Raw genomic sequence first — 25,329 nt, forward strand, 5'->3', positions numbered from 1 at the left:
GTTTACCTCTTGGAAATTGACTCATTGGCGGTTTGATTGTCGGCTTCTTCGGCGCGGCGCATTTTATCTCGCAATATCACCAGCTCCATGGATTTCTGTTCGGTGACAGCCTCACCAGAGTAGCCTTCAAGTAATTCTTCGAGCGGGCAATCAAGGTGAAATCCTCTGCCGTTGAAATAGGGTACAGCCAAGGTGATTGCCCTGGGTTCTGATTGATTGGCTTCGTTGGGGTGGGGGGGCATGGACGATGACAAGGGCGTGAATCAGCTGTTCGTCCACTGTTTGTTGCACGCCGTCTATCCAGTCCAGTTGGGTGGGGGAGAGGGACCCATTGAGTGCTTTCAGCTCGCGCCGATGTTTCGCCTCGCGCACCTCTTTCTGCCACGGGAGGACGACAGCCGTGAGTCGCACGCAGCCCATCTTCAACAGAACGTAGTGATGACCACTTGGATCTGTCGCCAGGACGACCGGACTCCAGCGTTGCAGGCTGGCCAGCGCATCCTGGATTAGCGAATGCCGCAAGTGACCTCGCAGGTATTCGGCAGGGGTGTGAGTCAAGAGCGCCCGGTTTCTTTCACTGCCGTGTGAAAGGTTTGTGGAAGCAGAACCTCCAGCTCATCAAAAAAATCCTGATGAATCTGAGTTCTGATAAAGCTCTGGATTTCTTCTTTGGTCACCATGACTGTGTACCGCAACCGATTTGATAGGCGGACTTTTAGGCCAGTTTCATTGGTTATCCAAGGCTTTTTACTGTGTTTTTGTACAGTTTTCGGGCTGGTTGCAAAAATAGATTTTCCTTACGCCTTTCACCGTCTTTGCCTGATTGTGAGCCTCGATCTCAACGCTCTATAGTTTTGCCAGCGCTGTAATCAGTGCTCGGGCGTGCAAGCTCGTTGCTTTCAGAAGTGCAGTGTTTTTTATTGCCTTGAGAAGGCGTGACGAGCATGGATCAGCCTCTCCCGCTGACCGATAGCAGCGCTCTGCTAATCAATACGCGAGCCAGTAACCTCGATTTGTTCGCCTGTGCCGATCGAAGGTTTCGAGCGGTCAAGAACCTGATGAGAAGCCTTTCCTACATGGACGTGAGGACTGCCGAAAGTGCGGATCTGAACAGCGTTGCTGAAGCGGCTTACCTCCTGTTGCAGGAAGGTTGTGACCTCATGGGGGCCATGGAGCCGTGTCAGTGATTGTGTTTTAAAACAGCCTCCTCGCGTATTCGCGGGGAGGTTGCTGTTGGTCGAGAGAAACTGAAGGGGGCAGACAGCGCGGGCAGACAATGCTCAGCGAAAGAACGGCACATCCCCAAGAATGGTTGCGCGGTGCATGACCCGGCGCTGTGGACGGTAGTCGTCCACGGCATAGTGCTGGGTCACGCGGTTGTCCCAGAACGCCACGTCGTTTTCCTGCCAGCGCCAGCGGATGGTGAACTCCGGGCGGGTGGCGTGGGCGAACAGCAACTGGAGGATGGCTGCGCTTTCGCTCTCCGATAGTTCGTTGATACGGGTGGTGAAGCCCTCGTTGACGAACAGCGACTGGCGGCCGCTCACTGGGTGGGTACGGATCACCGGGTGCGACAGCGGCGGGTTCTTGCGCCGGGTTTGCTCCCAGCGCGCCAGGTCTTCGGGGGTGTTGCCGAAGCGTTCCAGAGGGAAAGACTTGATGAAATCGTGGGTGGCGGTCAGGCCCTGCAGCAGGTTCTTCAGCGGCTCGGACAAGGCCTCGTAGGCGGCGATGCCGCTGGCCCACAACGTGTCGCCGCCGAACGCCGGCAGCAGCTTGGCGCTGAGCACCGCGCCCAGGGCCGGGGTCGGCAGGAAGGTCACGTCGGTGTGCCAGATGGCGTTGTCGCGCACGTCGGTTTCAGCGGTGTCGAGGATCAGCACTTGCGGCTGTTCCGGCACATTGGGGTAGATCGGGTGAATGTGCAGGTCACCGAAGTGGGCGGCAAAGCGCGCTTGTTGCTGTGGGGTGATCGGCTGGTCGCGGAAGAACAGCACTTGATGCCTGAGCAGCGCCTGCTCGATGGCGTCGCGCTGCTCCAGGTTCAGCGGCTGGCTGATGTCGATGCCGCTGATCTGGGCGCCGAGGGCGGAGCTTAAGGGGGTGATGGTCAGGCTCATGGTCGTTCTCTTATGCGGCGCCGAACGGTCGGCGTGATCGGATTCGGTTTATCTGCATCCATCAAAAATGGCTGGCATGCATGGGCCTGGTAGCCGCTGCCGAGCCCTGTGCGCTCGGTCGCAGCCTCGCTGGGGCTCGACAGCGGCTACAGGCAGGTAATGCAGGCAAGTAACGCAAGCGACGTAAGGCAGGTAATGCAAGTGACGCAAGACACGCTCGGTTCAGTGCGATTGGCCATGCCACGGCACCAGCTTGCGTTGCAGGGCGCGCAGGCCCATCTCCATGGCGAAGGCGATCAGGGCAATCACCAGTATCCCCAGTAGCACCACATCGGTGACCAGGAACTGCGCCGCGGATTGCACCATGAAGCCCAAGCCGCTGGTGGCGGCGATCAGTTCTGCCGCCACCAGGGTCGACCAGCCCACGCCCAGGCCGATGCGCACGCCGGTGAGGATCTCCGGCAGGGCGCTGGGCAGGATCACGTGGCGAATCAGCTGCGCCCGGGTCGCGCCCAGGGATTGCGCGGCGCGCAGTTTGGCCGGGTCGACGGTGCGCACGCCGGTGGCGGTGGCGATGGCGATCGGGGCGAAGATCGCCAGATAAATCAGCAGCACCTTGGACAGCTCGCCAATGCCGCACCAGATGACGATCAGCGGCAGATAGGCCAGTGGCGGAATCGGCCGGTAGAACTCGATCAAAGGGTCGAGCACGCCCCGGGCGATGCGGTTGGCGCCAATGGCGATGCCCATCGGAATCGCCGTCAGCACGGCACACCCCAGGGCCAGGCCGATGCGTTGCAGGCTGGCTGCCAGGTGCTGCCAGAGGGTGGAATCCATGTAGCCGCTGGTGGCCAGCAACCAGCCCTTTTGCAATACGGCGGCAGGGGGCGGCAGGAACAGCGGTTCGATCAGGTCGCTGGCAGTGACCGCCCACCACAGGGCCAGCAGGGCGATCAGAGTCAGTACGCTGATCCAGCGGGTGCTCAGGCTACGACGCACCGGCAGGGGCGCTTTCGGGGTGGCATCGCGGGTCGCAGTGGTGGGAATCTCATGGCTGCTCATGGGCGCTCCTGCTGCTGGGTGGCGCTGCGCTGGGAGAACACCCGGGCCAGCACGTGTTCGCGGGTTTCGATGAACAGCGGGTCGGACTTGATCGCCCGGGCCGATTCGCCGGCGGCGTAGCGCTGGCCGAAGTCCAGGTTCAGGCGCTCGACGATCTGCCCCGGGTTGGGTGCCAGGAGGATCAGGTCGGTGGCCAGGAACACCGCTTCCTCGATGTCGTGGGTAATCAGGAACACCGGCTTGGCGGTGCGCTGCCAGACTTGCAGCAACAGCTCCTGCATCTGCTCGCGGGTGAAGGCATCCAGGGCGCCGAAGGGTTCATCCATCAGCAGCACGCGCGGGTCGGCAGCCAGGGCGCGGGCCAGGCCCACGCGCTGTTTCTGTCCACCGGAAAGCTGCCAGGTGCGGCGTTTGTCGAAGCCGGCCAGGTCCACCAGGGCGAGCATCTCCCGCGCCCGGGCTTCACGCAGGTCCCGGGCGACGCCGGCCAGTTCCAGGCCGAAGGCGATGTTGCCCAGCACGTCCTGCCAGGGCAGCAGGGCGTCGTCCTGGAACACCACGCCACGCTCGGCGCTGGGGCCCTTGACCGGCTCGCCGTCGAGGTTGATGCGTCCGGCGCTGGGCTCGACGAACCCGGCCATCAGGTTCAGCAGCGAAGTCTTGCCGCTGCCGGAGGGCCCCAGGGCGACCAGCAGTTGCTGTGGCCCCAGGCTCAGGGAAATGTCCGCCAGCACCGCTTCGGCGGCGCCTGGGTACTGTGCACTGATGCGCTCCAGTTGTAGCTGGGCCATGACGGCTGCCTCCTGTCCGCTCGCGGGTTATTCGGTGATGAACTGGGCGCTGACGTAAGGGGCGTAGTCCGGCAGTACCGCCTCGACCTTGCCTTGTTCCTTGAGGAACACCGCGGTGTCGGTGATGGCCTGGGTGGTCGGGGCGCCGAGGCTGAGCACCTGGTCGGCGGCCAGCGGGTAGACGTTGCCTTGCAGCAGCAGCGGGATATCGCTGGCCTTGGCCCCGGAGAGCTTCACCAGTTTGTCGACGTTGCCCTGGTTGGCCAGCCAGGCTTGTGGGTCCTTGCGGTATTGGGCGTAGGCCTCCAGGGTCACCTTGGCGAAGGCGCTGACGATTTGTGGGTGCTTCTCGGCAAAGTCCTTGCGCACGATCCAGGCGTCGAAAGTCGGCGCGCCGAACTGGGCCAGCTCACCGGAGGTGATCAGCACCTTGCCGTTTTCCTTGGCCACGCCCAGGGCCGGGTCCCAGACGTAGGTGGCGTCGATATCGCCGCGTTTCCAGGCGGCGATGATCGCCGGTGGCGCGAGGTTGAGGATCTGCACTTTCGAGGGGTCGATGTTCCAGTGCTTCAGCGCCGCCAGCAGGCTGTAGTGGCCGGTGGAAACGAAGGGCACGGCGACTTTTTTACCGATCAGGTCCTGAGGGCTGTTGATCGCGGAACCGTCGCGGGCCACCAGGGCTTCAGCGGCGCCGATCTGGGTGGCGATGAGGAAGGTCTGCACCGGCACCTTGCGGGTGATGGCGGCGGTCAGCGGGCTGGAGCCCAGGTAGCCGATCTGCACATCGCCGGAAGCGATGGCGGCGATGACGTCGGCGCCGTTGTCGAATTTGCGCCAGTTGATCGTGGCCTGGGTGGCTTTTTCATAGCTGCCATCGGCTTGCGCGACCTTGGCTGGGTCGACGGTGGTCTGGTAGGCGACGGTGACGTCGGCCGCCTGGGCAAAGAAACTCGCAGCGGCCAGGGACGCGGCCGCCAGGAGGCGAAGGGGGAAATGCAGTTTCATGGGGGTGCTCCTCATAGGCGGCCGGTGATCGGCGTGGGAGGAGACTAAATGATCTAAGAATGCAGAAATAAATAACTTATTTGCATTAGCTTATGGGGAGAACCGCATCGGCGTCGCACCGAAGCTGTTGTTGTGGCAAGGGCGCAAGCGCTTGCTCAGTGGCGCCGGCATGCCGGAGCCTGGCGCCACGGTAGCTCCGGAAAGGCCGCCGGCCGGGCCGCTGGGCGGCCCAGTGGGAGCTGGGCTCCCGGGTCGCGGCTTTAGTTGCTGATCGCCAGGATGCTGGCCTGGTAGGCACCGACGAATACGTCGAAATCACCCACTTCGTTGTGTTCCAGCTCGGTCTGTTGTTCCAGGGATTTACGCGCGATGTCTTCGAAGGTGGCTTGTTCGTCCTTGGTCAGCGTCGGGCTGCGAAAGTGCTCGGCATGAGTCAGGCTCTGGCGCAGGGAAAACTGGCTGAAGCTTTCCTGGTGCTCGCTCATGGCCGCCAGCACTTGGGCCGACGGGGTCAATGACGAGTCCTGGACCTTGGCGAGCTGGGCGTCCAGCGCCTTGCTGTGGGCAGCGCTGCCGTGGCTCTGGTCCAGCAGGGCGGCCACTGGGGCGATCTGCTCCAGCAGCTCTGCCGCCCATTGCTTCATCTCCACCGGTTGCCCTTGGCGTTGCAGTTGCAGGCCCGGTCGCCGACCTTCCTTGACCACCGCGAGGAAGTTCGAGGTGGCGTTGCTGCACTCGCTGTTCTCGAACAACGGGCTGTCGTTGAGCGCGCAATACAGCAGGAAAGCATCAAGGAAGCGCGCTTCCTGAAGATCGATGCCCAGAGGCAGGAAGGGGTTGATGTCCAGGCAGCGCACTTCGACGTACTGGACGCCCCGGGCCATCAGCGCCTGGATCGGCCGTTCGCCGGTGTAGGTCACGCGCTTGGGACGGATGTTGGAGTAGTACTCGTTTTCGATCTGCAGGATGTTGGTGTTGAGCTGGATCCACTCGCCGTCCTTGTGGGTACCAACTTCCACATAAGGCGCATAAGGCGTGGCCACGGCCTTGCGCAGGCTGTCGGTGTAGCTGTTCAAGTCGTTGTAGCAAGGGGTCAGGCCGGCCTGGGCCTGGCTTTGGTAGCCCAGGTCGCTCATGCGCAGACTGGTGGCGTAGGGCAGGTACAGGGTGTCGGCGTCCAACTGCTCCAACTGGTGCGAGCGGCCACGCAGGAAACCCGCGTCCAGGGCCGGCGAAGCACCGAACAGGTACATCAGCAGCCAGCTGTAACGGCGGAAATTGCGGATCAGCGCGATATAGGCCGAAGACTGGTAGTCCCGGTCGCTGCCGACGAAGCCTTCGGCTTGCTTGAGCCGCGGCCACAGCTGTTCCGGTAGGGAGAAGTTGTAGTGGATCCCGGCAATGCACTGCATGGTCTTGCCGTAGCGCAGGGCCAGGCCCTTGCGGTACACGTACTTGAGCTGCCCGATGTTGGAGGTGCCGTAGTAGGCGATCGGGATGTCTTCCTCGGCCGGCAACGGGCACGGCATCGATGGACTCCACAGGTACTCGTTACCGAGCTTGCTGTAGGCGAAGCGATGAATCTTGTCGAGGCTGGCCAGGGTGTCCGCCGGGTCCTTGAGGGCCGGGGTGATGAACTCCAACAGCGACTCGGAGTAGTCGGTGGTGATCTGTTCGTTGGTCAGCGCGGAACCCAGTTCTTCCGGGTGCGGGGTCTGTGCCAGGCGGCCTTCGCCGGTGACACGCAGGCATTCACGTTCGATGCCATGCAGGCACTGCTCGAGCAGGGAGAGGTTAGCGCGCTCGCCGAGCAAGGCCAGGCGGCGGTTGAGAAGTTCGCTCAAGTTGGATTCCTTCACGCGTCAGTCGCCCCAATATGGGGGTGGGCAGGACGGTCTACAAGGGTGAAGTTAAAACTGGCGTTTTCGCCTGGTTTTTGAGTCAAACCGACTCGTCTGAAATCACCAATCCTTCATCCCTGAATCTGGCTTTAGCGCAGGCAAAAAACGCCGACGCCGCTTTCGCAGCGCCGAAATTAACCCAAATTCATGACAGGGAGCTATAGGACCGCGAAGGTGCCTTGTGCTTTTGCGACCAGTTTGTCGCCCTGGATCACGTCCGCTTCCACCACCAGGGTGCGGCGGCCGGGGTGGATCACCTTGGCCCGGCACAGCACCTGGCCTTCGCTCACGGCGCGGATGTAGTTGATCTTGCATTCGATGGTGGCGCTCTGCTGGTCAAAGCCGTGGGTGCTGGAACAGGCTAGCCCCATGGCAATGTCCACCAGGCTGAAGATCGCCCCGCCGTGCAGTTTTTGCCCGCGATTGCGCAACTGTGGGGTCAGCTCCAGGGCGACGTCTGCCTCGCCAATTTCCAGGCGTTGCAGACGGCAGCCGAGCAATTGGCTGAAGGCGCTTTCGGTCAGGCCGGCGGGGATCTGCATCAGCGCTTCTTCAACTGTTTGGCGTTGGCGAACAGCGAGGCCATGGCGTTGTTGCTCGGGGCTGGCGCGGTGCTTTCCTGGCGCGGCGCCTTGCCCTGGGACGAGCGCGGTGCCGAGCCTGGACGCGAGCCACGGGCGCCGTCGATCTTCTCGCCCGGGGTGTCGCCCATGCGCATCGACAAGCCCACGCGTTTGCGCGGAATGTCGACTTCCATGACCTTCACTTTCACCACGTCGCCGGCCTTCACCGCTTCACGCGGGTCCTTGATGAACTTCTCCGACAGCGCCGAGATGTGCACCAGGCCGTCCTGGTGCACGCCGATGTCGACGAAGGCACCGAAGTTGGTGACGTTGGTCACCACGCCTTCGAGGATCATCCCCAGTTGCAGGTCCTTGAGGTCTTCCACACCGTCCTGGAACTCGGCGGTCTTGAACTCCGGGCGTGGGTCGCGGCCGGGCTTGTCCAGTTCCTGAAGGATGTCGGTGACGGTGGGCAGACCGAAGGTTTCGTCGGTGAATTTCTTCGGGTCCAGGCGCTTGAGGAAGCCGCTGTCGCCGATCAGCGAGCGAATGTCGCGGCCCGTGTCGGCGGCGATGCGCTGCACCAGCGGATAAGCTTCCGGGTGCACCGCCGAGGCGTCCAGCGGGTTGTCGCCGTTCATCACCCGTAGGAAGCCGGCGGCTTGTTCGAAGGTCTTTTCACCCAGGCGCGCGACCTTTTTCAGCGCGGCGCGGGTCTTGAACGCACCGTGCTCGTCACGATGGTTGACGATGTTCTGCGCCAAGGTCGCATTGAGGCCGGAGATCCGCGCCAGCAGAGCCACGGAAGCGGTGTTGACGTCGACGCCCACGGCGTTCACGCAGTCCTCGACCACCGCGTCCAGGCCACGGGCCAGTTTCAGCTGCGACACGTCGTGCTGGTACTGGCCGACACCGATGGATTTCGGATCGATCTTCACCAGCTCCGCCAACGGGTCCTGCAGGCGGCGGGCGATGGACACCGCGCCACGGATCGACACATCCAGGTCCGGGAATTCCTTGGCCGCCAGTTCCGAGGCCGAGTACACCGATGCACCGGCTTCGGAGACCATGACCTTGGTCATCTTCATGGCCGGGTATTTTTTGATCAGTTCGGCGGCCAGCTTGTCGGTCTCGCGGCTGGCGGTGCCGTTGCCGATGGCGATCAGGTCCACCGAGTGCTTGGCGCACAGGGCGGCGAGGATGCCCAGGGTCTGATCCCACTTGTTGTGCGGCACGTGGGGGTAGACGGTGGCGTGATCCAGCAGCTTGCCGGTGGCATCCACCACCGCCACCTTGCAGCCGGTACGCAGGCCCGGGTCCAGGCCCAGGGTGGCGCGCGGGCCGGCCGGAGCGGCCAGCAGCAAATCGTGCAGGTTGTGGGCGAAAACGTTGATCGCCTCGGTTTCCGCGCCGTCGCGCAACTCGCCCAGCAGGTCGGTTTCCAGGTGGGTGTAGAGCTTGACTTTCCAGGTCCAGCGCACCACTTCCCCCAGCCATTTGTCGGCGGGGCGGTTCTGGTTCTGGATGCCGAACTGCTGGCCGATCATGCCTTCGCAGGGGTGCATGGTGCCCGGCTGCTCGTCACCGACTTTCAGTGCGGAGCTGAGAATGCCTTCGTTGCGGCCGCGGAAAATCGCCAGGGCGCGGTGCGACGGCATGCTTTTCAATGGTTCATCGTGTTCGAAGTAGTCGCGGAACTTGGCGCCTTCCTCTTCCTTGCCAGCCACCACGCGGGCGCTGAGGGTGGCTTCCTGCTTGAGGTAGTTGCGCAGCTTGTCCAGCAGGCCGGCGTCTTCGGCGAAGCGCTCCATGAGGATGTACTTGGCGCCTTCGAGGGCGGCCTTGATGTCGGCTACGCCTTTTTCGGCGTCGACGAAGCGTGCGGCTTCGGCTTCTGGAGCCAGGTTCGGGTCGTTGAACAGACCGTCCGCCAACTCGCCGAGACCGGCTTCCAGGGCGATCTGGCCCTTGGTGCGGCGCTTCTGCTTATAGGGCAGGTACAGGTCTTCGAGGCGGGTCTTGGTGTCGGCCAGCTTGATGTCGCGGGCCAGCTCGGGGGTCAGTTTGCCTTGCTCTTCGATGCTGGCCAGGATGCTGATCCGCCGCTCGTCGAGCTCTCGCAGGTAGCGCAACCGCTCTTCCAGATGACGCAGTTGAGTGTCATCGAGGCTGCCGGTGACTTCTTTCCGGTAGCGGGCGATGAAGGGCACGGTGGAGCCTTCATCCAATAGAGCGACGGCCGCTTCGACCTGTTGTGGGCGTACACCGAGTTCCTCGGCAATGCGGCTGTTGATGCTGTCCATAAAACCACCTGACAAATGTGTGAAAGCAGGCTCGCGGGCACGAAAATAAGGCCTGGCGAGTCTGGTTGAGCGGCCTGGCCCGCGCCGCCACCTGGATCAAAAGGCAGCCTGTTGACCCGTGGAATCGAAAAAATACTGCCGGTTCAGGCAAATAAATAAACCGGCCGAAGTCGTACTGATCAGATATTGCCCAACACAAAAGGCGGCGCATTATACCCAGCGTTATTGTCTTCGGGGTGATCGCCGACCTCAGGCCGCCAGCGGGTTTGCTGGCGATAGAGGAAAAATCTGCTAACAATGCACACGGTGCGTATAACGGCAGCTACGCCATAATGCGCACCGAGATTAGAGGAGCATCCAATGAGCAGCACTGCACAAACGGCTGAAGGCGAAAAAATTCTTATTGTTGACGATGATCCGGGGCTGAGCAGCCTGCTGGAGCGCTTCTTCGTCAGCAAGGGCTACCGTGCCCGTGCTGTACCGAACACCGAGCAAATGGACCGTCTGCTGGGTCGCGAAGTGTTCAACTTGGTGGTCCTCGACCTGATGCTGCCCGGCGAAGACGGCTTGACCGCCTGCCGCCGCCTGCGCAGCGCCAACAACCAGATTCCGATCATCATGCTCACCGCCAAGGGCGACGAGCTGAGCCGCATCAAGGGCCTGGAACTGGGCGCCGACGATTACCTGGCCAAGCCGTTCAACCCTGACGAGCTGATGGCTCGGGTCAAGGCCGTGCTGCGTCGCCAGTCCGCTCCAGTGCCGGGTGCGCCGGGCAGCGAAGACGAAAGCGTGACCTTCGGTGACTACGAACTGTCCCTGGCCACCCGCGAGCTCAAGCGTGGCGATGAAGTGCACATGCTCACCACCGGTGAATTCGCGGTACTCAAGGCCTTGGTGATGAACGCCCGCCAGCCGCTGACCCGCGACAAACTGATGAACCTGGCCCGTGGTCGTGAATGGGATGCCCTGGAACGCTCCATCGACGTGCAGATCTCTCGCCTGCGGCGGATGATCGAACCCGACCCTTCCAAGCCGCGCTATATCCAGACTGTCTGGGGCGTGGGTTATGTCTTCGTGCCGGATGGCACCGCGACCAAGTGATCAGTGATTTGTAGGAGCGAACGCCCGGGCCGGTAACCCGGGCGTTCGCATTCCGCAACGCTGCGAGCGCGACTCGCTCCTGCAAAGTGTGTATTGGCTGTTATGAAAACCCCGCTGTGGTTCCCCCAGAGTTTCTTCTCCCGCACCCTATGGCTGGTGCTGATCGTGGTGCTGTTTTCCAAGGCATTGACCCTGGTTTATCTGTTGATGAACGAGGACGTGCTGGTGGACCGGCAGTACAGCCACGGCGTGGCCCTGACCCTGCGCGCCTACTGGGCCGCGGACGAATCCAACCGCGACCAGATCGCCGAGGCCGCCGGCCTGATCAAGGTGGTGGGCAGCGGCGTGCCGGCCGGCGAGCAGCATTGGCCCTACAGCGAGATCTACCAGCGGCAGATGCAGGCCGAGCTGGGGGCCGACACCGAAGTGCGCCTGCGCATGCATGCGCCGCCGGCGCTCTGGGTGCGGGCGCCGAGCCTGGGGGATGGCTGGCTCAAGGTGCCGCTGTATCCGCACCCGTTGCGGGGGCAGAAGATCTGGAGCGTGCTCGGCTGGTTCTTCGCCATCGGCCTGCTCTCCACCGCCTCGGCGTGGATCTTCGTCAGCCAGCTCAACCAGCCTCTGAAGCGCCTGGTGTATGCCGCTCGGCAACTGGGTCAGGGGCGCAGCGTGCGCCTGCCCATCAGCGACACCCCCAGTGAGATGACCGAGGTTTATCGCGCCTTCAACCAGATGGCCGAGGACGTGGAGCAAGCCGGACGCGAACGCGAGCTGATGCTGGCGGGGGTGTCCCACGACCTGCGCACGCCGCTGACCCGCTTGCGCCTGTCGCTGGAGCTGATGGGGGCTCACACCGATCTGACCGACGATATGGTCCGCGACATCGAGGACATGGACGCCATCCTCGATCAGTTCCTGGCGTTCATTCGTGACGGCCGCGACGAGTCAGTGGAAGAAGTGGATCTCTGCGATCTGGTGCGTGAAGTGGCCGCGCCCTACAACCAGAATGAAGAGCGGGTGCACCTGCGTCTGGAACCCATCCAGCCATTTCCACTGCGCCGGGTGTCGATGAAGCGCCTGCTCAACAACCTGATTGGCAACGCTTTGAACCACGCCGGCACCGAAGTCGAAGTTGCGGCTTACCTCTCGGGCGATATCAATGCGCCCTACGTGGTGCTGAGTGTGATGGACCGAGGGGCGGGGATCGATCCTTCAGAGCTGGAGGCGATCTTCAACCCCTTTACCCGTGGCGACCGCGCGCGGGGTGGCAAAGGCACCGGTTTGGGGCTGGCCATCGTCAAGCGGATTGCCGCTATGCACGGCGGCAACGTCGAGCTGCGCAATCGGCCTGACGGCGGGTTGGAGGCTCGGGTGCGCTTGCCGTTGGGCTTGTTGCTGCCACGCGATGCGGACTGAACACCTGTAGCCGCTGCCGCAGGCTGCGATAAGGGCCGAAGGCCCTTGCGCGGCCCGCAAGCGCGACTGCTGCGCAGCCGGTCACAGCCTGCGGCAGTGGCTACAGGGGCCGCCGATCGAGCGTACCCCTTAGCCCTTACCCTTGGTCCGGGTCATGTTCGGCCCGCCGTTCTTTTCAATGTGTTCGATGATGATGCCCGCCACGTTCTTGCCGGTGGTGGTTTCGATGCCTTCCAGGCCAGGTGAGGAGTTGACCTCCATCACCAGCGGCCCGTGATTGGAGCGCAGGATATCCACCCCCGCCACGCTCAGCCCCATGACCTTGGCCGCCCGTAGCGCGGTCATGCGTTCTTCCGGGGTGATCTTGATCAGGCTGGCGCTGCCACCGCGGTGCAGGTTGGAACGGAACTCCCCCGGCTTGGCCTGACGCTTCATCGCGGCGATGACCTTGTCGCCCACCACGAAGCAGCGAATGTCGGCGCCACCGGCTTCCTTGATGTACTCCTGAACCATGATGTCCTGCTTCAGGCCCATGAACGCCTCGATCACCGATTCCGCCGCCGTGGCGGTTTCGCACAGCACCACGCCGATGCCCTGGGTGCCTTCCAGCACCTTGATCACCAGGGGCGCGCCGTTGACCATTTCGATCAGGTCGGGAATGTCGTCCGGTGAGTGGGCAAAGCCAGTCACCGGCAGGCCGATGCCACGCCGTGACAGCAGTTGCAGGGAGCGCAGTTTGTCCCGGGAACGGGCGATGGCCACCGACTCGTTGAGAGGAAACACCCCCATCATTTCGAACTGGCGCAGCACCGCGCAGCCGTAGAAGGTCACCGAGGCACCGATCCGCGGGATCACCGCATCGAAGCCTTCCAAGGGCTTGCCACGGTAGTGAATCTGCGGCTTGTGGCTGGCGATGTTCATGTAGGCGCGCAGGGTGTCGACCACTACCATTTCATGGCCACGCTCGGTGCCGGCTTCGACCAGGCGACGAGTGGAATACAGACGCGGATTACGCGACAGCACAGCGATCTTCATGCAACACCTGTGGCAGAGCTAGTGGATACCGGGAACACCGGTTTGTCTTGTACGTATTTGATGCCCGGATTGACCACCAGTTGGCCGTCGATCAGGGCCTTGGACCCCAGCAGCAGGCGATAGCGCATGGCCTTGCGGCAGGCGAGGGTGAATTCCACCCGCCACACGCGATCGCCCAGGGCCAGGCTGGTGCTGATCACATAGCGCACCTGAGCCTGGCCGTTGGAGCTCTTGATGGTCTTCATCGCCACCAGCGGCGCTTCGCACCGCCGATGACGCAATTGCACCACGCTGCCCAGATGGGCGTTGAAGCGCACCCACTGCTCACCGTCGCGCTCGAACGGCTCGATCTCGGTGGCATGCAGGCTGGAGGTACTGGCTCCGGTATCGATCTTGGCGCGCAGACCGGCCACTCCCAGATCCGGGAGCGCCACCCATTCGCGCAAACCGACGACGGTCAAAAGGTCAAAAGTCTTCAATTGGGATAACCGGCAATTAACGTTTCCAGGCCGTGGCCGGAACCTCGGGCAAGGCTTTGAAGGCAGGTTTGGCGAACCAGTAACCCTGCATCAGAAAAATTCCACAGTCGCTGAGAAAGTCCCGCTCGCCGGCACTCTCAATGCCTTCGGCAATGACTGTAACCCCCAACTCCGCACACATTGTGACAAGGCTACGGACGATCGCCTGGCGCACGCGGTCCTGGTCGACATCACGGATCAGCGCCATGTCGAGTTTGATCAGGTCAGGTTGGAAGTCCGCTAGCAGATTCAGCCCCGAGTACCCTGAGCCGAAGTCATCGATGGCGGTCTTGAAGCCGAATTCGCGGTATTCACGCAGAATATGAGTCAAATGGCGATAGTTATCTACGTGCTGACTTTCCAGGGTTTCGAAAATCAATCGATCCAAGGGAAAGCGCTGTGCGCGAGCGGTTTCCAGGGTACTGCGGATGCACAGCTCCGGCCGGTACACCGCGTTGGGCATGAAGTTGATCGACAGGTGGCTGTGTATTCCAAGCTGGGCGGCGTGGGTGATGGCCAGGGTGCGGCAGTGCTGGTCGAAATGGTAGCGGTTGCTGTCGTTGATCCGATCCAGCACGGTCTTTGCGCCTTCGCCGTTGATCCCGCGTACCAGCGCTTCATGGGCAAATACCGATTGGTCCCGCAGATCGACGATGGGCTGGTAGGCGAAGGCGAAATCGAAATCCAGAGGCTGGCCTTGCTGGCAACCTTGGCAACGGTTGTCGGGCGAGGTTGGTTCAGGGGGGGAGTGAGTCACGGGACGCCTCGCGTATCAGATGGCAACCTGGGGTATTTTAGGTGAGCGTCAGGCTTTAGGTGCACCAGCTTACGGGCTGTCTGGCTGCAATATTTTTCCAAGAGGAATTTCAGTGGCACACAAACAGGAAGAAGAAGACAAGGTGCGTCTGGACAAATGGCTGTGGGCGGCGCGCTTCTACAAAACCCGAGCGTTGGCCAAGGCGGCGATCGAAAGTGGCAAGGTGCATCATCGGGGCGAGCGCTGCAAGCCGGGCAAGGAGCCACGGGTGGGCGACGAATATGCAATCCGCACGGGCTTCGATGAGCGCACCGTGGTGGTGCAGGCCCTTTCCAGCGTGCGCCGTGGCGCGCCCGAGGCACAGGCGTTGTATGCGGAAACCCAAGCCAGTATCGCCAAGCGTGAAACCGCCGCGGCCCAGCGCAAGGCCGGGGCCCTGGGGGTCAGTACCGATGGTAAACCCACCAAGAAACAGCGCCGTGATCTGTTCAAGTTTCACGGCAGCAACCACGAATAATGGGCGAATGACGAGTCTTGCTGGGGTGATGGCGCTTGCGCGTGTTGGACCGCCTTGCAGCGGTTACACCCAAGCGTAGCGATCGGGGCGGTCGCGTTTCCCTGCGCCGGCAGGCGCCCTCGTTGTAACAGGGCGCCCGGTGTTATCGACTCAGCGCAACAGGTTGCTGGCGCGCACCACGCTCATGTGCGATAGCACCGGCAAGTGGCTCATCAGCTTGAACAGCGGGTGAGTCAGGCGCAGCAGGAGGTTCGACATCCGCGCCGCATAGGGGGTGTAGATGCCCCAGCCCAGGGCCAGCACCGCCAGCAGCACGCCGCCGATGTAGTCGTCTTGGCCCCAATGCGCGCCGGCCACCAGGCGCGGCATCATAAACACCAGGGTCAGGCCCCAGATGATCACAAGCTGGCCCATGCTGCGGCTGAACATGCCCATGAACAGGCCCCAGATCAGCAGCACCGAAGCATGATCGCCCGGAAAACTCTGGCTGGAACGGTCCTTGAGTTCCCAGGTTTTTTCCCAGCCTGGGAAGTAGTCACTCATGTGCACCGCGCCTTCGAGCACCATCGACGGGCTGTTGTGCTGCCAGCCCATGAACGCCACCAGCTTGGAAAACAGCGCGCGAATCACCACCATAAGTATCAGGATCGACAGAAAGCCGAAAAAGGCGCGGCGTACGTCCACTGCTTTGAACACCCAATCACCGCGGATCAGCAAGCCGAGCATGATCAAGCCGACCACGATGTCGAACGGACGCAGACTGGCCACGGCCCAGATGTGCAGCCACGTCGGGTTGCTGGCGAGAGGGGCGTTAAGCAGATGAAACAGCCATTGGTCGAAGGCCATGCAGAGCATCTGCCCGGTGGGCCACAACCAGAAACCCAGCAGCGCCAAAGGGAGTAAATTGCACAGAACCAGCTTGCCGAGGTTCCACCTTGCTTGGAACAAACCCGGATTGTTCATAAAATATCTCCAATCACCGTTAAAACTGCACCCTCATGGTGCAAACCCGTAATTTTCGGTGCTTGTAACCTTTTTGTCATCATTCAGATACCCAGACCTATGACTGATTTGCCGGATACCGACTTCACTCAACGCTTCATCTTTGATGAGAGCGACGCCCGCGGCGAGCTGGTGGCGCTGGAGCGCAGTTACGCTGAAGTCCTCGCCAAACATCCCTATCCCGAGCCGGTGGCACAACTGCTCGGCGAGCTGATGGCGGCGGCGTCGTTGCTGGTCGGCACCTTGAAGTTCGATGGCTTGCTGATTCTCCAGGCCCGCTCCGAAGGCCCGGTGCCACTGCTGATGATCGAGTGCTCCAGCGATCGCGAGATCCGTGGCCTGGCCCGCTACGACGCGTCGCAGATCGCCCCTGACGCGACCCTCGCCGACATGATGCCCAACGGCGTCCTGGCGCTGACCGTGGACCCGACCCAGGGCCAGCGTTATCAGGGCATTGTCGACCTGGACGGTGCCACCCTGGCCGAATGCTTCACCAACTATTTCGTCATGTCGCAGCAGACCGGCACCCGCTTCTGGCTCTACGCCGACGGCCGCAATGCCCGCGGCCTGCTCCTGCAACAACTGCCTGCCGACCGCCTGCGCGATCCGCAAGAGCGCGAAGACAATTGGCAGCACCTCACCGCCCTGGCCAGCACCCTGACTGCCGATGAATTGCTGAGCCTGGACAATGAAACCGTGCTGCACCGCCTGTACCACGAAGAGGCCGTGCGCCTGTTCGACGTGCAACCGCTGCGTTTCCGTTGCAGTTGCTCCCGTGAGCGTTCCGGCAATGCGCTGGTCAGCCTGGGGCTCGAAGATGCGCAGGAACTGGTGGTGGAACACGGCGGCAGCATCGAGATCGATTGCCAGTTCTGCAACGAACGCTACCTGTTCGATGCCGCCGATATCGCGCAATTGTTTGCCGGCGCGGGCGTCGACACGCCGTCAGATACTCGTCACTAAAACGTTTCAGTGCAGGTAAATCACCTGGCAAACGCCGGAATTACGCCGTACTGACGGGAGGACCCTACTATTTTTGGGCTTTTCTGGCATAATCCGGCGCACTTTTTTCGCGGTAGTAGTGCGCGAGTTTCTACTACAAAACGTTTGGAGCACTCGGCCAATGGCCGACGGGGAACCTCATGACGCAAGCCAATAACGCCGTGTACACCGATCTGAGTGTGGATGATCTGGTCAAAGAAGCCCTGAACCGCGGTGAGGGCGAACTGGCCGATACCGGCGCTCTGGTGGTTCGCACCGGTCACCGTACCGGCCGTTCGCCAGTGGACCGTTTCATCGTTGAAGAGCCCACCACCCAGGACGCTATCGCCTGGGGCCCGATCAACCGCAAGTTCCCGGCGGCCAAGTTCGACGCCCTGTGGGACCGCGTTGAAGCCTACCTGGGCGAGCGCGAGCGTTTTGTTTCCCACGTGCATGTAGGTTCCGATCCGGCGCACTACCTGCCAGTGAAAATGACCACCGAGACTGCCTGGCACAACCTGTTCGGGCGTTGCCTGTTCATCAATCCCGAGCAATACAACGCCGGTGGCAAGGATGAATGGCAGATCCTCAACGCGCCGAACTTCGTCTGCGAGCCAGAGCGTGACGGCACCAACTCCGACGGCACCGTGATCCTCAACTTCGCGGCCAAGAAAGTGCTGATCGCCGGCATGCGCTACGCCGGTGAAATGAAGAAAGCCCTGTTCTCCGTGCAGAACTTCCTGCTGCCAGCTGTCGACGTGCTGCCAATGCACTGCGCCGCCAACATGGGCGAAGACGGCGACGTGACCCTGTTCTTCGGTCTGTCGGGCACTGGCAAAACCACCCTGTCGGCCGACGAAAGCCGTTACCTGATCGGTGACGACGAACACGGCTGGGGCGAAGGCGTGGTGTTCAACATCGAAGGCGGTTGCTATGCCAAGTGCATCGACCTGTCGGAGAAGAACGAGCCGGTGATCTGGAAAGCCATCCAGCACGGCGCCGTACTGGAAAACGTGGTGATCGACCCGGTCACCAAGAAAGCCGACTACGCCGACGACAGCCTGACCCAGAACAGCCGCGCTGCTTACCCGCGCGAGCTGATCGAAAAACGTGCACCGAAGAACCTCGGTGGCGAGCCTAATGCCGTGATCTTCCTGACCTGCGACCTGACCGGCGTACTGCCACCGGTGTCGATCCTCAGCGAAGAACAAGCCGCCTACCACTTCCTGTCCGGCTACACCGCGCTGGTGGGCTCGACTGAAATGGGTTCGGGCTCGGGCATCAAGTCGACCTTCTCCACCTGCTTCGGCGCCCCGTTCTTCCCGCGTCCAGCGGGCGAATACGCCGAGCTGCTGATCAAGCGCATCCGCGGCTTTGGCTCCAAGGTCTACCTGGTCAACACCGGCTGGACCGGCGGTGGCTACGGCGTGGGCAAACGCTTCAACATCCCCACCACCCGTGGCGTGATTGCAGCGATCCAGAGCGGCGCGCTGATCGGTGCCGAAACCGAGCACTTGGACATCGTCAACCTGGACGTACCTAAAGCCGTACCGGGCGTTGAAACCGGCCTGCTCAACCCACGCAACACCTGGGCTGACCAAGCCGCCTACGACGAAGCGGCCAAGGCCCTGGCCGGCCTGTTCATCGAGAACTTCAAGAAGTTCGACGTGAGCGACGCGATCAAGGCTGCCGGTCCGAAGCTGTAAGCCTCGACCTGCCGTGAAAAAGCCGCCCTTTGGGGCGGTTTTTTGTTTTAGATATTTTTAACGTAAATGCTTGATAGGCATGTTTGGTTTTACATTGGCTTTGCATCCGGGATGGCGCGCAGCGGCCCCGGCAATGGGCCTGCTATGCAGTCCAGCGGGAGCAAGCTCCCTCGCCACAGCGACAGCGTTTGCCCTTAACTGACTGGCATTACCTTTCTTGGGCGGTTTTTTTATGCTTGCTGTTTGACCCCGGAGCGACTCAGGGCATGCGCAAGTAGGCGTGCTCCAACAGATCGCAGCCGTCCTGCACCAATAAATAAAGCGCGTTGACCACATGGCTGGTGTCTTTACTGTCCGCCTGATCAAAGCTCAGGCAAGTGAGGGTTTCCAGCAGGTCGGAGGCTGCGCGCAGTCGTTGTCGTGCGCAGCTATGCAGGTCCAACGTATCGGCCTGGGTATCGATCACCAGGGCAGGGGTATGGGTGAAGTTGCTTTTGAGCGGTTGATAGCGGGCTTGTTCAAGGTTCAGTGCATTCATGAGTTTGGTCTCTTCCTGGTTGAAACAGATGCACCCGCCGAAGGAGTGCGTGTTGCTGTTGTCGGGTGACCAAACCCGCTCGCTGAAATTTTCAGCGATGTCCGAACTATAGATTTGATCGTTCAGTGGGCTCCATCAGCCGAATTCGACACGTCCTGTAGGGCAGGTCCTTCATGTGTTGCGAATTGCCCTTGCCGCCATCGGCACGCCTCACGTCTTCAGATGCAACACCAACGCCCCCAGCAACACCAGCGCCACGCCGGTCACTTGCACCGCCGTCAGCCGTTCCTTGAAGAACACATAGCCCAGCACCGCAGCGATGCCGCCGGACAGGGTGCTGATTACCGTCACCACCGACACCGAGCCGCTCATGGCGCCCCAGGAAAAGGCGAAGAAGGCGCCCAGGTTCATCAGGCTGGTGGAGGCCAGCAGGCCGCAGTTCTTCAGCGGCGGGATCTTCAGTCCGTCCACGACTTTGAGCACCATCAGCAGCATCACGCCGCTGCCCACCGCGTAACCCAGCCAGAGCATGCTAATCGGTCCCAGTTGCGGCAGGGTGTAGCGGCCCTGCAGCCAGAAGCTGGTGCCGTACAGAACGGCCGAGAGCAGGGCGAAGAAGATCGAGCGGCCGGCGGCGGTGCTGTGGGGCAGCTTGGGGTCCGAGTGCAGGCTGGAGAGGATGACGCCGATCACGCACACGAGGATGCACAGCAGTTGCAGCAGGCTGATCTGTTCGCCGCTGGCCCAGGACAGCAGGGTGGTGACCACGCCGTAGGAGGTCACCAATGGGGCGACGATGGAGGCTTTGCCCAGGGCGAAGGCCTTGCCCAGGGCCAGGGCGCCGGAGACGGTAAAGGCCGCGGCGAGCACGCCCATCAGCCAGACTTGCGCGGGCGCGGCCAGGGCCTTATAGAGGAGGGCGGGAAAGATCACCAGCAGCAGGCTCATCAGGATGAACCCCAGGCTCTGGCTGAAGAACACTGCCCGTTTCACGCCCACGGCGCGGACGTTGAGCCCCACGAGAAAATCGGTGCCGCCCCAGAGCAGGGCGGCGAGCAAACCCATCAATACGTCCACTGACTGTCCTTGTCGATTGACGGGTTGGCGGAGTCCAACGGCCGTGCTGTTTACTGCTGTGCGAGTCGAAACGCCGGGGCCATGCGTTCTTGTTCAGGCCGGGACAGCCCCAGGGCCTGGGCCAGGGTGGGCCATTGGCGAACCACGCTCTGGCAGTGTTCGATGATGCCTTCGGCCTCTGCACGACCGAGGCGGAAATATGCCGCTACTTCCCGTGCCAGTTCAAGGTCCAGTGCATTGTCGGCTTCGCTGATGTTGAGTTTCAGCCCGCTGGCGTGGGCGCAGGGGTTCATGTCGTAGGCCGGGGACAGGCGCCAGCCGCGCCCGGGTTCGAGCATGAAGCCATGGTTGCGCAGGTGGTCGTCGCTGTTGGACACCAGCAGGTTGAAGACCATGCGCGACCACAGTTCACGCAGGTCGGTACGGGTTTGCGCGCCGTGGGCGATCAGTACTTCGGCCAGTTCCAGGTAGCTGGCGCCGGTGGAGGCGTCGTCGCCGTCGCTGCGATCGGTGAGGGTCATGGCCGAGGCAAAGTGCAGCCGGCCGCCCGCTTCGGTGCGGTCGAAGCGCTTGACCATGAAACAGTGCTGGTCGCTGGCGAAGCGTTGCGCCATGGCCTCGGGAACCCGCAAGCCGCAGTGGCTGGCCAGGGCGTTGAGCAGCATCTCCCAGGCGCCGACATCATGTTCGTCGCGGACGCTGGGAAACTTGGCGATCCACAGGTGGCCCTTGTCGTCGGCGACGCTGGCTTTGGGGCGGGCACCGCCCAGTGATCCCCCCGGTGCTATCAGCATGCGTAACCATTGGCCGCCGTCGGCGGCGCTGTTGTGCGGATCATTTTCCAGGGCGCGGCTGGCCTGTTCCAGGGCCCGCAGTTCGACGAAGGGTGGCGCCGCGAGGCCGTCGCGATCATCCAGGAACGGGCCTTGGTCATCGAGGCGGTAGCGTAGGGCGCCGACGCGATACAGATCGTGCACGCCCAGCAGCAGGTCGGCGTCCTGCAGGCGGGTGCCGGCAGGCGCCAGGCCTTCGCGGATGTCCCGTTCCAGCCGGCGTTGCATCAGCAGATGGCCCCAGCGATCGGGGCTTGAGTCTGCAAACACGCCAAAGCGGTTTTGCTGCTGGCCGCTGAATTGCCGGCCGGCGAATCGCCCGATGCGCGGGTCCAGGGCAATGCGGGTCAGCTCGGGATCGAGCAGCGCGGCAGGGTCATATTCGAACTCGAAGACGCTGGCAGCGCGGACGGTCCCGACATGCAGCCAGCCCAGTCGCCTTGGCCCACCCAAAGACTCCCAATCGGCATAGATGGCGATCAGGGTCATGGCTCATCCATCCTTGGCGCGGGCTTTTTCGCGGGCTGCAGCAGGCTGCTCAGCGACTGGGTATTGATCGGGAAGTCCGCCGAGGGCGGCGCAGGGAGTATCGGTTCGGCCGCGGCTTCATGCAGGGTCAGGCCGGCAGCAGGCGCCTTGGCCGAACGCAGGCTGGGGGCCCGGCGCGCTTTGCCTGGCGCATTGTTGTCTCCCGGCAAGAGCCGGGCATCTTGCAACTGGCGGCCCAGTTCATCGCGGGCTGCCAGTTGCTCCAGGTCTCTTTCCAGCCCCAGCACCTGCATCACCGACAGGTAGGCCCCCATGGTCACGCCGGACCCGCCCGATTCCAGGGAGCGCAGTGTGGTCAGTGACATGCCCGCGCGTTCGGCCACTTGCTTGGCGGTCAGCTTGCGCCGCAGCCGAGCCAGTTTCAGGCGTTCGCCAAAGGCATCCAGCAGCTTGCTTGTGGCGGGCAGGAGTGGGGCGGTCTTCTTAGCCATGTGCCATTATTCCGGGGTTTTCTAACTAAAACTGCCATAATATTAGCACTTAATTGCGGGTGCGCCAGTTCGTTCCCGGGCGGGTCAGGGCGCTGCCGCGGATGTTGTTCGAGGTTGGGTTTGACCCTGCCGGGGTTAGAGCGCTTCCAGCACCTGGGTATCCCAGCGCTGTTGCCTGATCGCCTGGTACAGCATGCCGATGGTCAGCGGCACCTTGTCGCCCCGGCCCTTGGCCCGGCGTTTCTGGAATGGGTCGAAGCCTTCTGGCTGGAAGTAGCGATAGCTGTCGAAGTCGACAAAATCGATCACGAACTGCTCTTCCAGGGTCTGCAGCAAATGCCGGGCATCGGCGCCGTCGCAGCCCAGGTCGAGGTTGATGGCGGTGCTCAGGCGCAGGGTCTTGCGCTCGGGCAGGCCGATTTCTTCATGCAGCAACTGCAGCAGTTGGCGCATGGTGGCGTCGTCGGGAAAGCCGGGGGCCAGGTGCATGATCGGAGTTCACTTGCGGCGTTTGAGAAGGTGGAGTGTACGGTGATTCTCCGGCTGAGTTGCAAGTCACCAAGTGGTTGCGCCAGCGGACCATTTCGAGAGATCGGTACTGTTTTTTTGCCTGGTATTTCCTTGGTTGGACCGAGCATCGGCGGGCAAAACTGTGTATGGTTCGCCGCTGGCTGGTGGGCCGGGGTAGAGGCCCGGTCACCTTTATCTACAGGGATTTTGTGATGGCTTTTTTTCGCCTGGCGGCGCTGTTGTGGCTAGGGATGCTGGCGGGTTCGGTACAGGCCCAGGCGCTGTCGATCCAGGTGCTGGATGCGCTGGCCATGGGCGCGCCGCTGGCCGATGCCCAGGTGCAGGTGCAACAGGGCGCGACTCAGGTTGCAGGCAGCACCGATGCCCAGGGCCGGGTCACCCTGACGGCCCAGGTGGCCGATTCGCCGGCCAGTGAGCTGCTGATCCGTAAAGCCGGCTACGCCGACCTGCGGGTCAAGTGCCCGTGCCAGGGGTTGAATTACGCCCTGAGTCCGCTGCTGGACAACCCGGAAAGCCTGCGAATAGTGCTGAGCTGGAGCGCGCCGGGAGAGGACCTCGATGCCCATCTGAGTTATCCCCACAAGCTGTTGTACTTCGCCACCGGCAAGGGGCCCGGAGCTCGCCTGGAATCGGACAGCAGCGACAGCAGCCGGCCGGAAACCATCACCATCGACGAGCGTGTGCCGGGCGACGCCTACGTTTTTGCCGTGCACGACTTCACCAACAGCACCAGTTACGAAGCGTTGCGCCTGGGCCGCAGCCAGGCGCGGGTCTTTGTCTATAAAGGCGCTGCGCTGATCCGCAGCTACCGCGTGCCGCAGAACCGCAAGGGCAATCTGTGGGTGGTGTTTCGCCTGACGGCCGATGGCCGTTTGCAGGATATCGATCGGCTGCTGCTAGGCAGCGAGGAGCCGGAGTCGGTCATGAGCGCGCTCGACCCGCTGCTGGAAAATGCCAAGTCCATCGATGAAGTGGTGGCCAAGGACTTCGGGCCGGTGGATGCCAAGAGCCTCAACCTCAAGGGCGAGGAGTCCTACCGCAAGGGCGATTTCGGCGGGGCGCGGATCTTCTACAGCGAAGCCATCGAGCTGGAGCCGGGCTTTGCCCAGGCCTACAGCAACCTGGCCCTGGCCAATCGCAAGAACAGCCGTCCGGATGAGGCCATTGCCGCTGATCGCAAGGCCATCGCCCTGGCCAGTGGCCCGGCCGCATCGACCATTCGCGCCAGTGCCTACTACGACATGGCGCGTATCTACGAGGACGCCGGGCAGTTGGCCACGGCGCTTGAGCACTACCACAAAGCCCGGGAACAAAAGGCCAACCCGGTGTATGACAAGGCCATAGAGCGGCTGCAAAACCGCTGATCACACAGGCAGGCGTTATCTCCACAACGCGCCGGCAGTGGCGCGTTGTGCATTTATGGAGGTTGGTATGCGAATTGGTGTTCTCCCCTGGCTGCTGGCGCTGTGTCTGTCCAGCGGCGTGGTCCGGGCGGCCGGGCCGCAGGTGTTCGCCACCATCGACCGCAGTGGCTGGCCCAATGCCCTGACCAGCACGGCGGAATTCGACACCGCCTCACGGGGTGAGATTCTGATGTTCGGCAAAGCGCTGTTGGCCAGCGAAGCCTTGGACGAACAAGCCTTGAAGCAGCGGCTAGGCGTCAGGCAACTGGATCTGAAGTCAGTGAATCAGGTGCGCCAGCGCTTCTGGGCGTTGCTGTTGAACAACTACCGCTTGGCCAGCCGGGACTGTGAAGGTACGCCGTTCTGCCTCCCTGTACGCAATCTCGGTGAGCTGCGGCAACTGGTGGCCAGTTTTACCGGGGAGAGTAAATCCACCTATGGGGCGTGGGCTGAGGCCAGCACCCGGTTTCATCAGCAGTACCTGAACGAGCAACTGCGGCTGGCGGCGCTGTTCCCCAGCATCAGCAGCGAGATTGAGCGCATGGACCCCGCTGAGCGGCTCGGTGACGAACTGGCGGATCGGCAATTTCTGCTGACCTTCGATGACGGCCCGAGCAGGCGTGATGGACGCACCGACCAGTTGCTCACGGTATTGAGTGACTACGATCTGCACGGTCTTTTCTTTGTTCTGGGGGACTCGTTTCAGGCGCGTCTGAGTCAATCTTCGACACAGCAAATGCGTGAGTTGTACGACGGCCAGTGCGTCGGCATACATGGTTGGGAGCACAAGTCCCACACTTCCTGGAGCGATTGGCAGCGCTCGGTGACGCGCAGCGCGAACCTGGTCCAGCACACCTTGGCAGATCAGTACTTGCCGTTGTTTCGCCCGCCCTACGGGCAGCGTCGTGGTGACAGCGCCGGGTTCTTCAAGAGCCAGGGGCTGCAACTGATGTTGTGGAACATTGACGCTCAGGACTGGAGCCAAAAAATCAGCGCCCAGGCCGCCCGCCAACGGGTGCAGACGCTGATGCTGCTGTGGCGCCGCGGCATCATTCTGTTCCACGACACTCATGCCAAAGCCATGCAGGCGGTGCCGGCGCTGTTCGACGCCAATCAACGCAATGGCGTGCAGTGGCTCGATTGCCGGAGCTTGCGTTAGGGCCGGCGCCAAGCGTTGCCGCGCCAGCAC

General features: G+C 62.3%; 27 protein-coding genes. 9 read left to right on the forward strand and 18 right to left on the reverse strand.

Annotation, left to right across the window (positions count from 1 at the left end; genetic code table 11):
- Window positions 1-2 precede the first annotated feature (2 nt).
- On the reverse strand, window positions 3-242 hold the full coding sequence (locus PLD_RS16545) for a hypothetical protein (RefSeq protein WP_159894534.1): 240 nt from the start codon (window positions 240-242) through the stop codon (window positions 3-5).
- Between PLD_RS16545 and PLD_RS16550 the strand changes: the two genes are divergently transcribed.
- Window positions 241-510 (forward strand): hypothetical protein, encoded by a 270-nt coding sequence (locus PLD_RS16550; RefSeq protein WP_159894536.1) that lies wholly within the window; start codon window positions 241-243, stop codon window positions 508-510. The genes PLD_RS16545 and PLD_RS16550 overlap by 2 nt on opposite strands.
- A gap of 44 nt (window positions 511-554) precedes the next feature.
- Here the strand turns inward: PLD_RS16550 and PLD_RS30735 are convergent, their stop codons facing one another.
- Window positions 555-680 (reverse strand): hypothetical protein, encoded by a 126-nt coding sequence (locus tag PLD_RS30735; protein WP_256674652.1) that lies wholly within the window; start codon window positions 678-680, stop codon window positions 555-557.
- 264 nt (window positions 681-944) lie between these two features.
- On the opposite strand from PLD_RS30735, the gene PLD_RS16555 reads away from it, so the two are divergent.
- The gene (locus PLD_RS16555) at window positions 945-1,187 is read left to right on the forward strand and encodes a hypothetical protein (protein WP_159894538.1); all 243 of its coding nucleotides are present in this window, start codon (window positions 945-947) and stop codon (window positions 1,185-1,187) included.
- 93 nt (window positions 1,188-1,280) lie between these two features.
- On the opposite strand, the gene tauD is transcribed toward PLD_RS16555, so the two are convergent.
- The 7 genes from tauD to PLD_RS16590 all read right to left on the reverse strand — a co-directional run bounded on the left by tauD (window position 1,281) and on the right by PLD_RS16590 (window position 9,745).
- The gene (gene tauD / locus PLD_RS16560; RefSeq protein WP_159894539.1) at window positions 1,281-2,120 is read right to left on the reverse strand and encodes a taurine dioxygenase; all 840 of its coding nucleotides are present in this window, start codon (window positions 2,118-2,120) and stop codon (window positions 1,281-1,283) included.
- 222 nt (window positions 2,121-2,342) lie between these two features.
- Complete coding sequence (tauC, locus tag PLD_RS16565; RefSeq protein ID WP_159894541.1) at window positions 2,343-3,182, reverse strand: taurine ABC transporter permease TauC; 840 nt, start codon at window positions 3,180-3,182, stop codon at window positions 2,343-2,345.
- Window positions 3,179-3,973 (reverse strand): taurine ABC transporter ATP-binding subunit, encoded by a 795-nt coding sequence (tauB, locus tag PLD_RS16570; RefSeq protein ID WP_159894543.1) that lies wholly within the window; start codon window positions 3,971-3,973, stop codon window positions 3,179-3,181. Before tauB ends, tauC begins: the two co-directional genes overlap by 4 nt.
- Before the next feature lie 27 nt (window positions 3,974-4,000).
- Complete coding sequence (gene tauA / locus PLD_RS16575) at window positions 4,001-4,978, reverse strand: taurine ABC transporter substrate-binding protein (RefSeq protein ID WP_159894545.1); 978 nt, start codon at window positions 4,976-4,978, stop codon at window positions 4,001-4,003.
- Between the two features lie 260 nt (window positions 4,979-5,238).
- Window positions 5,239-6,822, reverse strand: a complete 1,584-nt coding sequence (gshA, locus tag PLD_RS16580; RefSeq protein WP_159894547.1) for a glutamate--cysteine ligase — start codon at window positions 6,820-6,822, stop codon at window positions 5,239-5,241.
- A gap of 215 nt (window positions 6,823-7,037) precedes the next feature.
- Window positions 7,038-7,421, reverse strand: a complete 384-nt coding sequence (locus tag PLD_RS16585; protein WP_159894549.1) for a PaaI family thioesterase — start codon at window positions 7,419-7,421, stop codon at window positions 7,038-7,040.
- Window positions 7,421-9,745, reverse strand: a complete 2,325-nt coding sequence (locus PLD_RS16590) for a Tex family protein (RefSeq protein WP_159894551.1) — start codon at window positions 9,743-9,745, stop codon at window positions 7,421-7,423. The genes PLD_RS16585 and PLD_RS16590 overlap by 1 nt, the downstream gene beginning before the upstream one ends.
- 360 nt (window positions 9,746-10,105) lie before the next feature.
- Between PLD_RS16590 and ompR the strand changes: the two genes are divergently transcribed.
- Both ompR and PLD_RS16600 read left to right on the forward strand, forming a co-directional pair.
- Window positions 10,106-10,846, forward strand: a complete 741-nt coding sequence (gene ompR, locus PLD_RS16595; RefSeq protein WP_016966992.1) for a two-component system response regulator OmpR — start codon at window positions 10,106-10,108, stop codon at window positions 10,844-10,846.
- Between the two features lie 102 nt (window positions 10,847-10,948).
- On the forward strand, window positions 10,949-12,262 hold the full coding sequence (locus PLD_RS16600) for an ATP-binding protein (RefSeq protein WP_159894553.1): 1,314 nt from the start codon (window positions 10,949-10,951) through the stop codon (window positions 12,260-12,262).
- A 129-nt stretch (window positions 12,263-12,391) separates the two neighbouring features.
- On the opposite strand, the gene rimK is transcribed toward PLD_RS16600, so the two are convergent.
- The 3 genes from rimK to PLD_RS16615 are packed head-to-tail and all read right to left on the reverse strand — an operon-like array spanning window position 12,392 to window position 14,572.
- On the reverse strand, window positions 12,392-13,297 hold the full coding sequence (rimK, locus tag PLD_RS16605; RefSeq protein WP_159894555.1) for a 30S ribosomal protein S6--L-glutamate ligase: 906 nt from the start codon (window positions 13,295-13,297) through the stop codon (window positions 12,392-12,394).
- Window positions 13,294-13,776: an ATP-dependent zinc protease gene (locus PLD_RS16610; RefSeq protein WP_159894557.1), complete on the reverse strand. Its 483-nt coding sequence runs from the start codon at window positions 13,774-13,776 to the stop codon at window positions 13,294-13,296. Before PLD_RS16610 ends, rimK begins: the two co-directional genes overlap by 4 nt.
- Before the next feature lie 16 nt (window positions 13,777-13,792).
- Window positions 13,793-14,572 (reverse strand): EAL domain-containing protein, encoded by a 780-nt coding sequence (locus PLD_RS16615; protein WP_159894559.1) that lies wholly within the window; start codon window positions 14,570-14,572, stop codon window positions 13,793-13,795.
- Window positions 14,573-14,684: 112 nt separating this feature from the next.
- Here PLD_RS16615 and PLD_RS16620 point away from each other — a divergent pair, with 112 nt between their 5' ends.
- Window positions 14,685-15,089: an RNA-binding S4 domain-containing protein gene (locus tag PLD_RS16620; protein ID WP_159894561.1), complete on the forward strand. Its 405-nt coding sequence runs from the start codon at window positions 14,685-14,687 to the stop codon at window positions 15,087-15,089.
- Between the two features lie 150 nt (window positions 15,090-15,239).
- Here PLD_RS16620 and PLD_RS16625 read toward each other — a convergent pair whose 3' ends face one another.
- Window positions 15,240-16,052, reverse strand: a complete 813-nt coding sequence (locus PLD_RS16625; RefSeq protein WP_159894563.1) for a phosphatase PAP2 family protein — start codon at window positions 16,050-16,052, stop codon at window positions 15,240-15,242.
- 99 nt (window positions 16,053-16,151) lie between these two features.
- On the opposite strand from PLD_RS16625, the gene hslO reads away from it, so the two are divergent.
- Together hslO and PLD_RS16635 are read left to right on the forward strand one after the other, a co-directional pair.
- Entirely contained in the window at window positions 16,152-17,054 is a 903-nt protein-coding gene (hslO, locus tag PLD_RS16630; RefSeq protein WP_159894565.1) for an Hsp33 family molecular chaperone HslO, read from the forward strand.
- 179 nt (window positions 17,055-17,233) lie between these two features.
- Window positions 17,234-18,778: a phosphoenolpyruvate carboxykinase gene (locus PLD_RS16635; protein ID WP_159894567.1), complete on the forward strand. Its 1,545-nt coding sequence runs from the start codon at window positions 17,234-17,236 to the stop codon at window positions 18,776-18,778.
- A gap of 259 nt (window positions 18,779-19,037) precedes the next feature.
- On the opposite strand, the gene PLD_RS16640 is transcribed toward PLD_RS16635, so the two are convergent.
- From PLD_RS16640 to PLD_RS16660, 5 genes are all read right to left on the reverse strand, one after another.
- Window positions 19,038-19,316, reverse strand: a complete 279-nt coding sequence (locus PLD_RS16640) for a hypothetical protein (RefSeq protein ID WP_159894569.1) — start codon at window positions 19,314-19,316, stop codon at window positions 19,038-19,040.
- Between the two features lie 210 nt (window positions 19,317-19,526).
- Window positions 19,527-20,381, reverse strand: a complete 855-nt coding sequence (locus tag PLD_RS16645; protein ID WP_178116228.1) for a DMT family transporter — start codon at window positions 20,379-20,381, stop codon at window positions 19,527-19,529.
- A gap of 62 nt (window positions 20,382-20,443) precedes the next feature.
- A complete protein-coding gene (locus PLD_RS16650; RefSeq protein ID WP_159894573.1) occupies window positions 20,444-21,715 on the reverse strand; it encodes a type II toxin-antitoxin system HipA family toxin in 1,272 nt (423 codons plus the stop codon).
- Window positions 21,712-22,206 carry a helix-turn-helix domain-containing protein gene (locus tag PLD_RS16655; RefSeq protein ID WP_159894575.1) on the reverse strand — a complete coding sequence of 165 codons (495 nt, stop codon included), beginning with the start codon at window positions 22,204-22,206 and terminating at the stop codon, window positions 21,712-21,714. Before PLD_RS16655 ends, PLD_RS16650 begins: the two co-directional genes overlap by 4 nt.
- 135 nt (window positions 22,207-22,341) lie before the next feature.
- Window positions 22,342-22,695, reverse strand: coding sequence for a DUF1493 family protein (locus PLD_RS16660; protein ID WP_159894577.1), 354 nt, complete (start codon window positions 22,693-22,695; stop codon window positions 22,342-22,344).
- Between the two features lie 233 nt (window positions 22,696-22,928).
- Here PLD_RS16660 and PLD_RS16665 point away from each other — a divergent pair, with 233 nt between their 5' ends.
- On the forward strand, window positions 22,929-24,101 hold the full coding sequence (locus PLD_RS16665; RefSeq protein WP_159894579.1) for a YfaP family protein: 1,173 nt from the start codon (window positions 22,929-22,931) through the stop codon (window positions 24,099-24,101).
- A 67-nt stretch (window positions 24,102-24,168) separates the two neighbouring features.
- Window positions 24,169-25,299: a polysaccharide deacetylase family protein gene (locus PLD_RS16670; protein ID WP_159894581.1), complete on the forward strand. Its 1,131-nt coding sequence runs from the start codon at window positions 24,169-24,171 to the stop codon at window positions 25,297-25,299.
- Window positions 25,300-25,329: the final 30 nt, after the last annotated feature.

The sequence above is a fragment of the Pseudomonas sp. LD120 genome, assembly GCF_009861525.1.
Classification (GTDB): Bacteria; Pseudomonadota; Gammaproteobacteria; order Pseudomonadales; family Pseudomonadaceae; genus Aquipseudomonas.

What these genes read in the sequence shown, in the direction of transcription:
- PLD_RS16670 (WP_159894581.1), top strand. Translation starts at nt 24,169, where the DNA reads ATGCGAATTGGTGTTCTCCCCTGGCTGCTGGCGCTGTGTCTGTCCAGC.
- PLD_RS16600 (WP_159894553.1), top strand. Translation starts at nt 10,949, where the DNA reads ATGAAAACCCCGCTGTGGTTCCCCCAGAGTTTCTTCTCCCGCACCCTA.
- PLD_RS16660 (WP_159894577.1), bottom strand. Translation starts at nt 22,695, where the DNA reads ATGCACCTGGCCCCCGGCTTTCCCGACGACGCCACCATGCGCCAACTG.
- PLD_RS16635 (WP_159894567.1), top strand. Translation starts at nt 17,234, where the DNA reads ATGACGCAAGCCAATAACGCCGTGTACACCGATCTGAGTGTGGATGAT.
- ompR (WP_016966992.1), top strand. Translation starts at nt 10,106, where the DNA reads ATGAGCAGCACTGCACAAACGGCTGAAGGCGAAAAAATTCTTATTGTT.
- PLD_RS16545 (WP_159894534.1), bottom strand. Translation starts at nt 242, where the DNA reads ATGCCCCCCCACCCCAACGAAGCCAATCAATCAGAACCCAGGGCAATC.
- hslO (WP_159894565.1), top strand. Translation starts at nt 16,152, where the DNA reads ATGACTGATTTGCCGGATACCGACTTCACTCAACGCTTCATCTTTGAT.
- PLD_RS16665 (WP_159894579.1), top strand. Translation starts at nt 22,929, where the DNA reads ATGGCTTTTTTTCGCCTGGCGGCGCTGTTGTGGCTAGGGATGCTGGCG.
- tauB (WP_159894543.1), bottom strand. Translation starts at nt 3,973, where the DNA reads ATGGCCCAGCTACAACTGGAGCGCATCAGTGCACAGTACCCAGGCGCC.
- PLD_RS16590 (WP_159894551.1), bottom strand. Translation starts at nt 9,745, where the DNA reads ATGGACAGCATCAACAGCCGCATTGCCGAGGAACTCGGTGTACGCCCA.
- PLD_RS16645 (WP_178116228.1), bottom strand. Translation starts at nt 20,381, where the DNA reads ATGGGTTTGCTCGCCGCCCTGCTCTGGGGCGGCACCGATTTTCTCGTG.
- PLD_RS16650 (WP_159894573.1), bottom strand. Translation starts at nt 21,715, where the DNA reads ATGACCCTGATCGCCATCTATGCCGATTGGGAGTCTTTGGGTGGGCCA.
- tauC (WP_159894541.1), bottom strand. Translation starts at nt 3,182, where the DNA reads ATGAGCAGCCATGAGATTCCCACCACTGCGACCCGCGATGCCACCCCG.
- PLD_RS16625 (WP_159894563.1), bottom strand. Translation starts at nt 16,052, where the DNA reads ATGAACAATCCGGGTTTGTTCCAAGCAAGGTGGAACCTCGGCAAGCTG.
- PLD_RS16655 (WP_159894575.1), bottom strand. Translation starts at nt 22,206, where the DNA reads ATGGCTAAGAAGACCGCCCCACTCCTGCCCGCCACAAGCAAGCTGCTG.
- PLD_RS16640 (WP_159894569.1), bottom strand. Translation starts at nt 19,316, where the DNA reads ATGAATGCACTGAACCTTGAACAAGCCCGCTATCAACCGCTCAAAAGC.
- PLD_RS16585 (WP_159894549.1), bottom strand. Translation starts at nt 7,421, where the DNA reads ATGCAGATCCCCGCCGGCCTGACCGAAAGCGCCTTCAGCCAATTGCTC.
- PLD_RS16550 (WP_159894536.1), top strand. Translation starts at nt 241, where the DNA reads ATGGACGATGACAAGGGCGTGAATCAGCTGTTCGTCCACTGTTTGTTG.
- tauD (WP_159894539.1), bottom strand. Translation starts at nt 2,120, where the DNA reads ATGAGCCTGACCATCACCCCCTTAAGCTCCGCCCTCGGCGCCCAGATC.
- PLD_RS30735 (WP_256674652.1), bottom strand. Translation starts at nt 680, where the DNA reads ATGGTGACCAAAGAAGAAATCCAGAGCTTTATCAGAACTCAGATTCAT.
- rimK (WP_159894555.1), bottom strand. Translation starts at nt 13,297, where the DNA reads ATGAAGATCGCTGTGCTGTCGCGTAATCCGCGTCTGTATTCCACTCGT.
- PLD_RS16555 (WP_159894538.1), top strand. Translation starts at nt 945, where the DNA reads ATGGATCAGCCTCTCCCGCTGACCGATAGCAGCGCTCTGCTAATCAAT.
- tauA (WP_159894545.1), bottom strand. Translation starts at nt 4,978, where the DNA reads ATGAAACTGCATTTCCCCCTTCGCCTCCTGGCGGCCGCGTCCCTGGCC.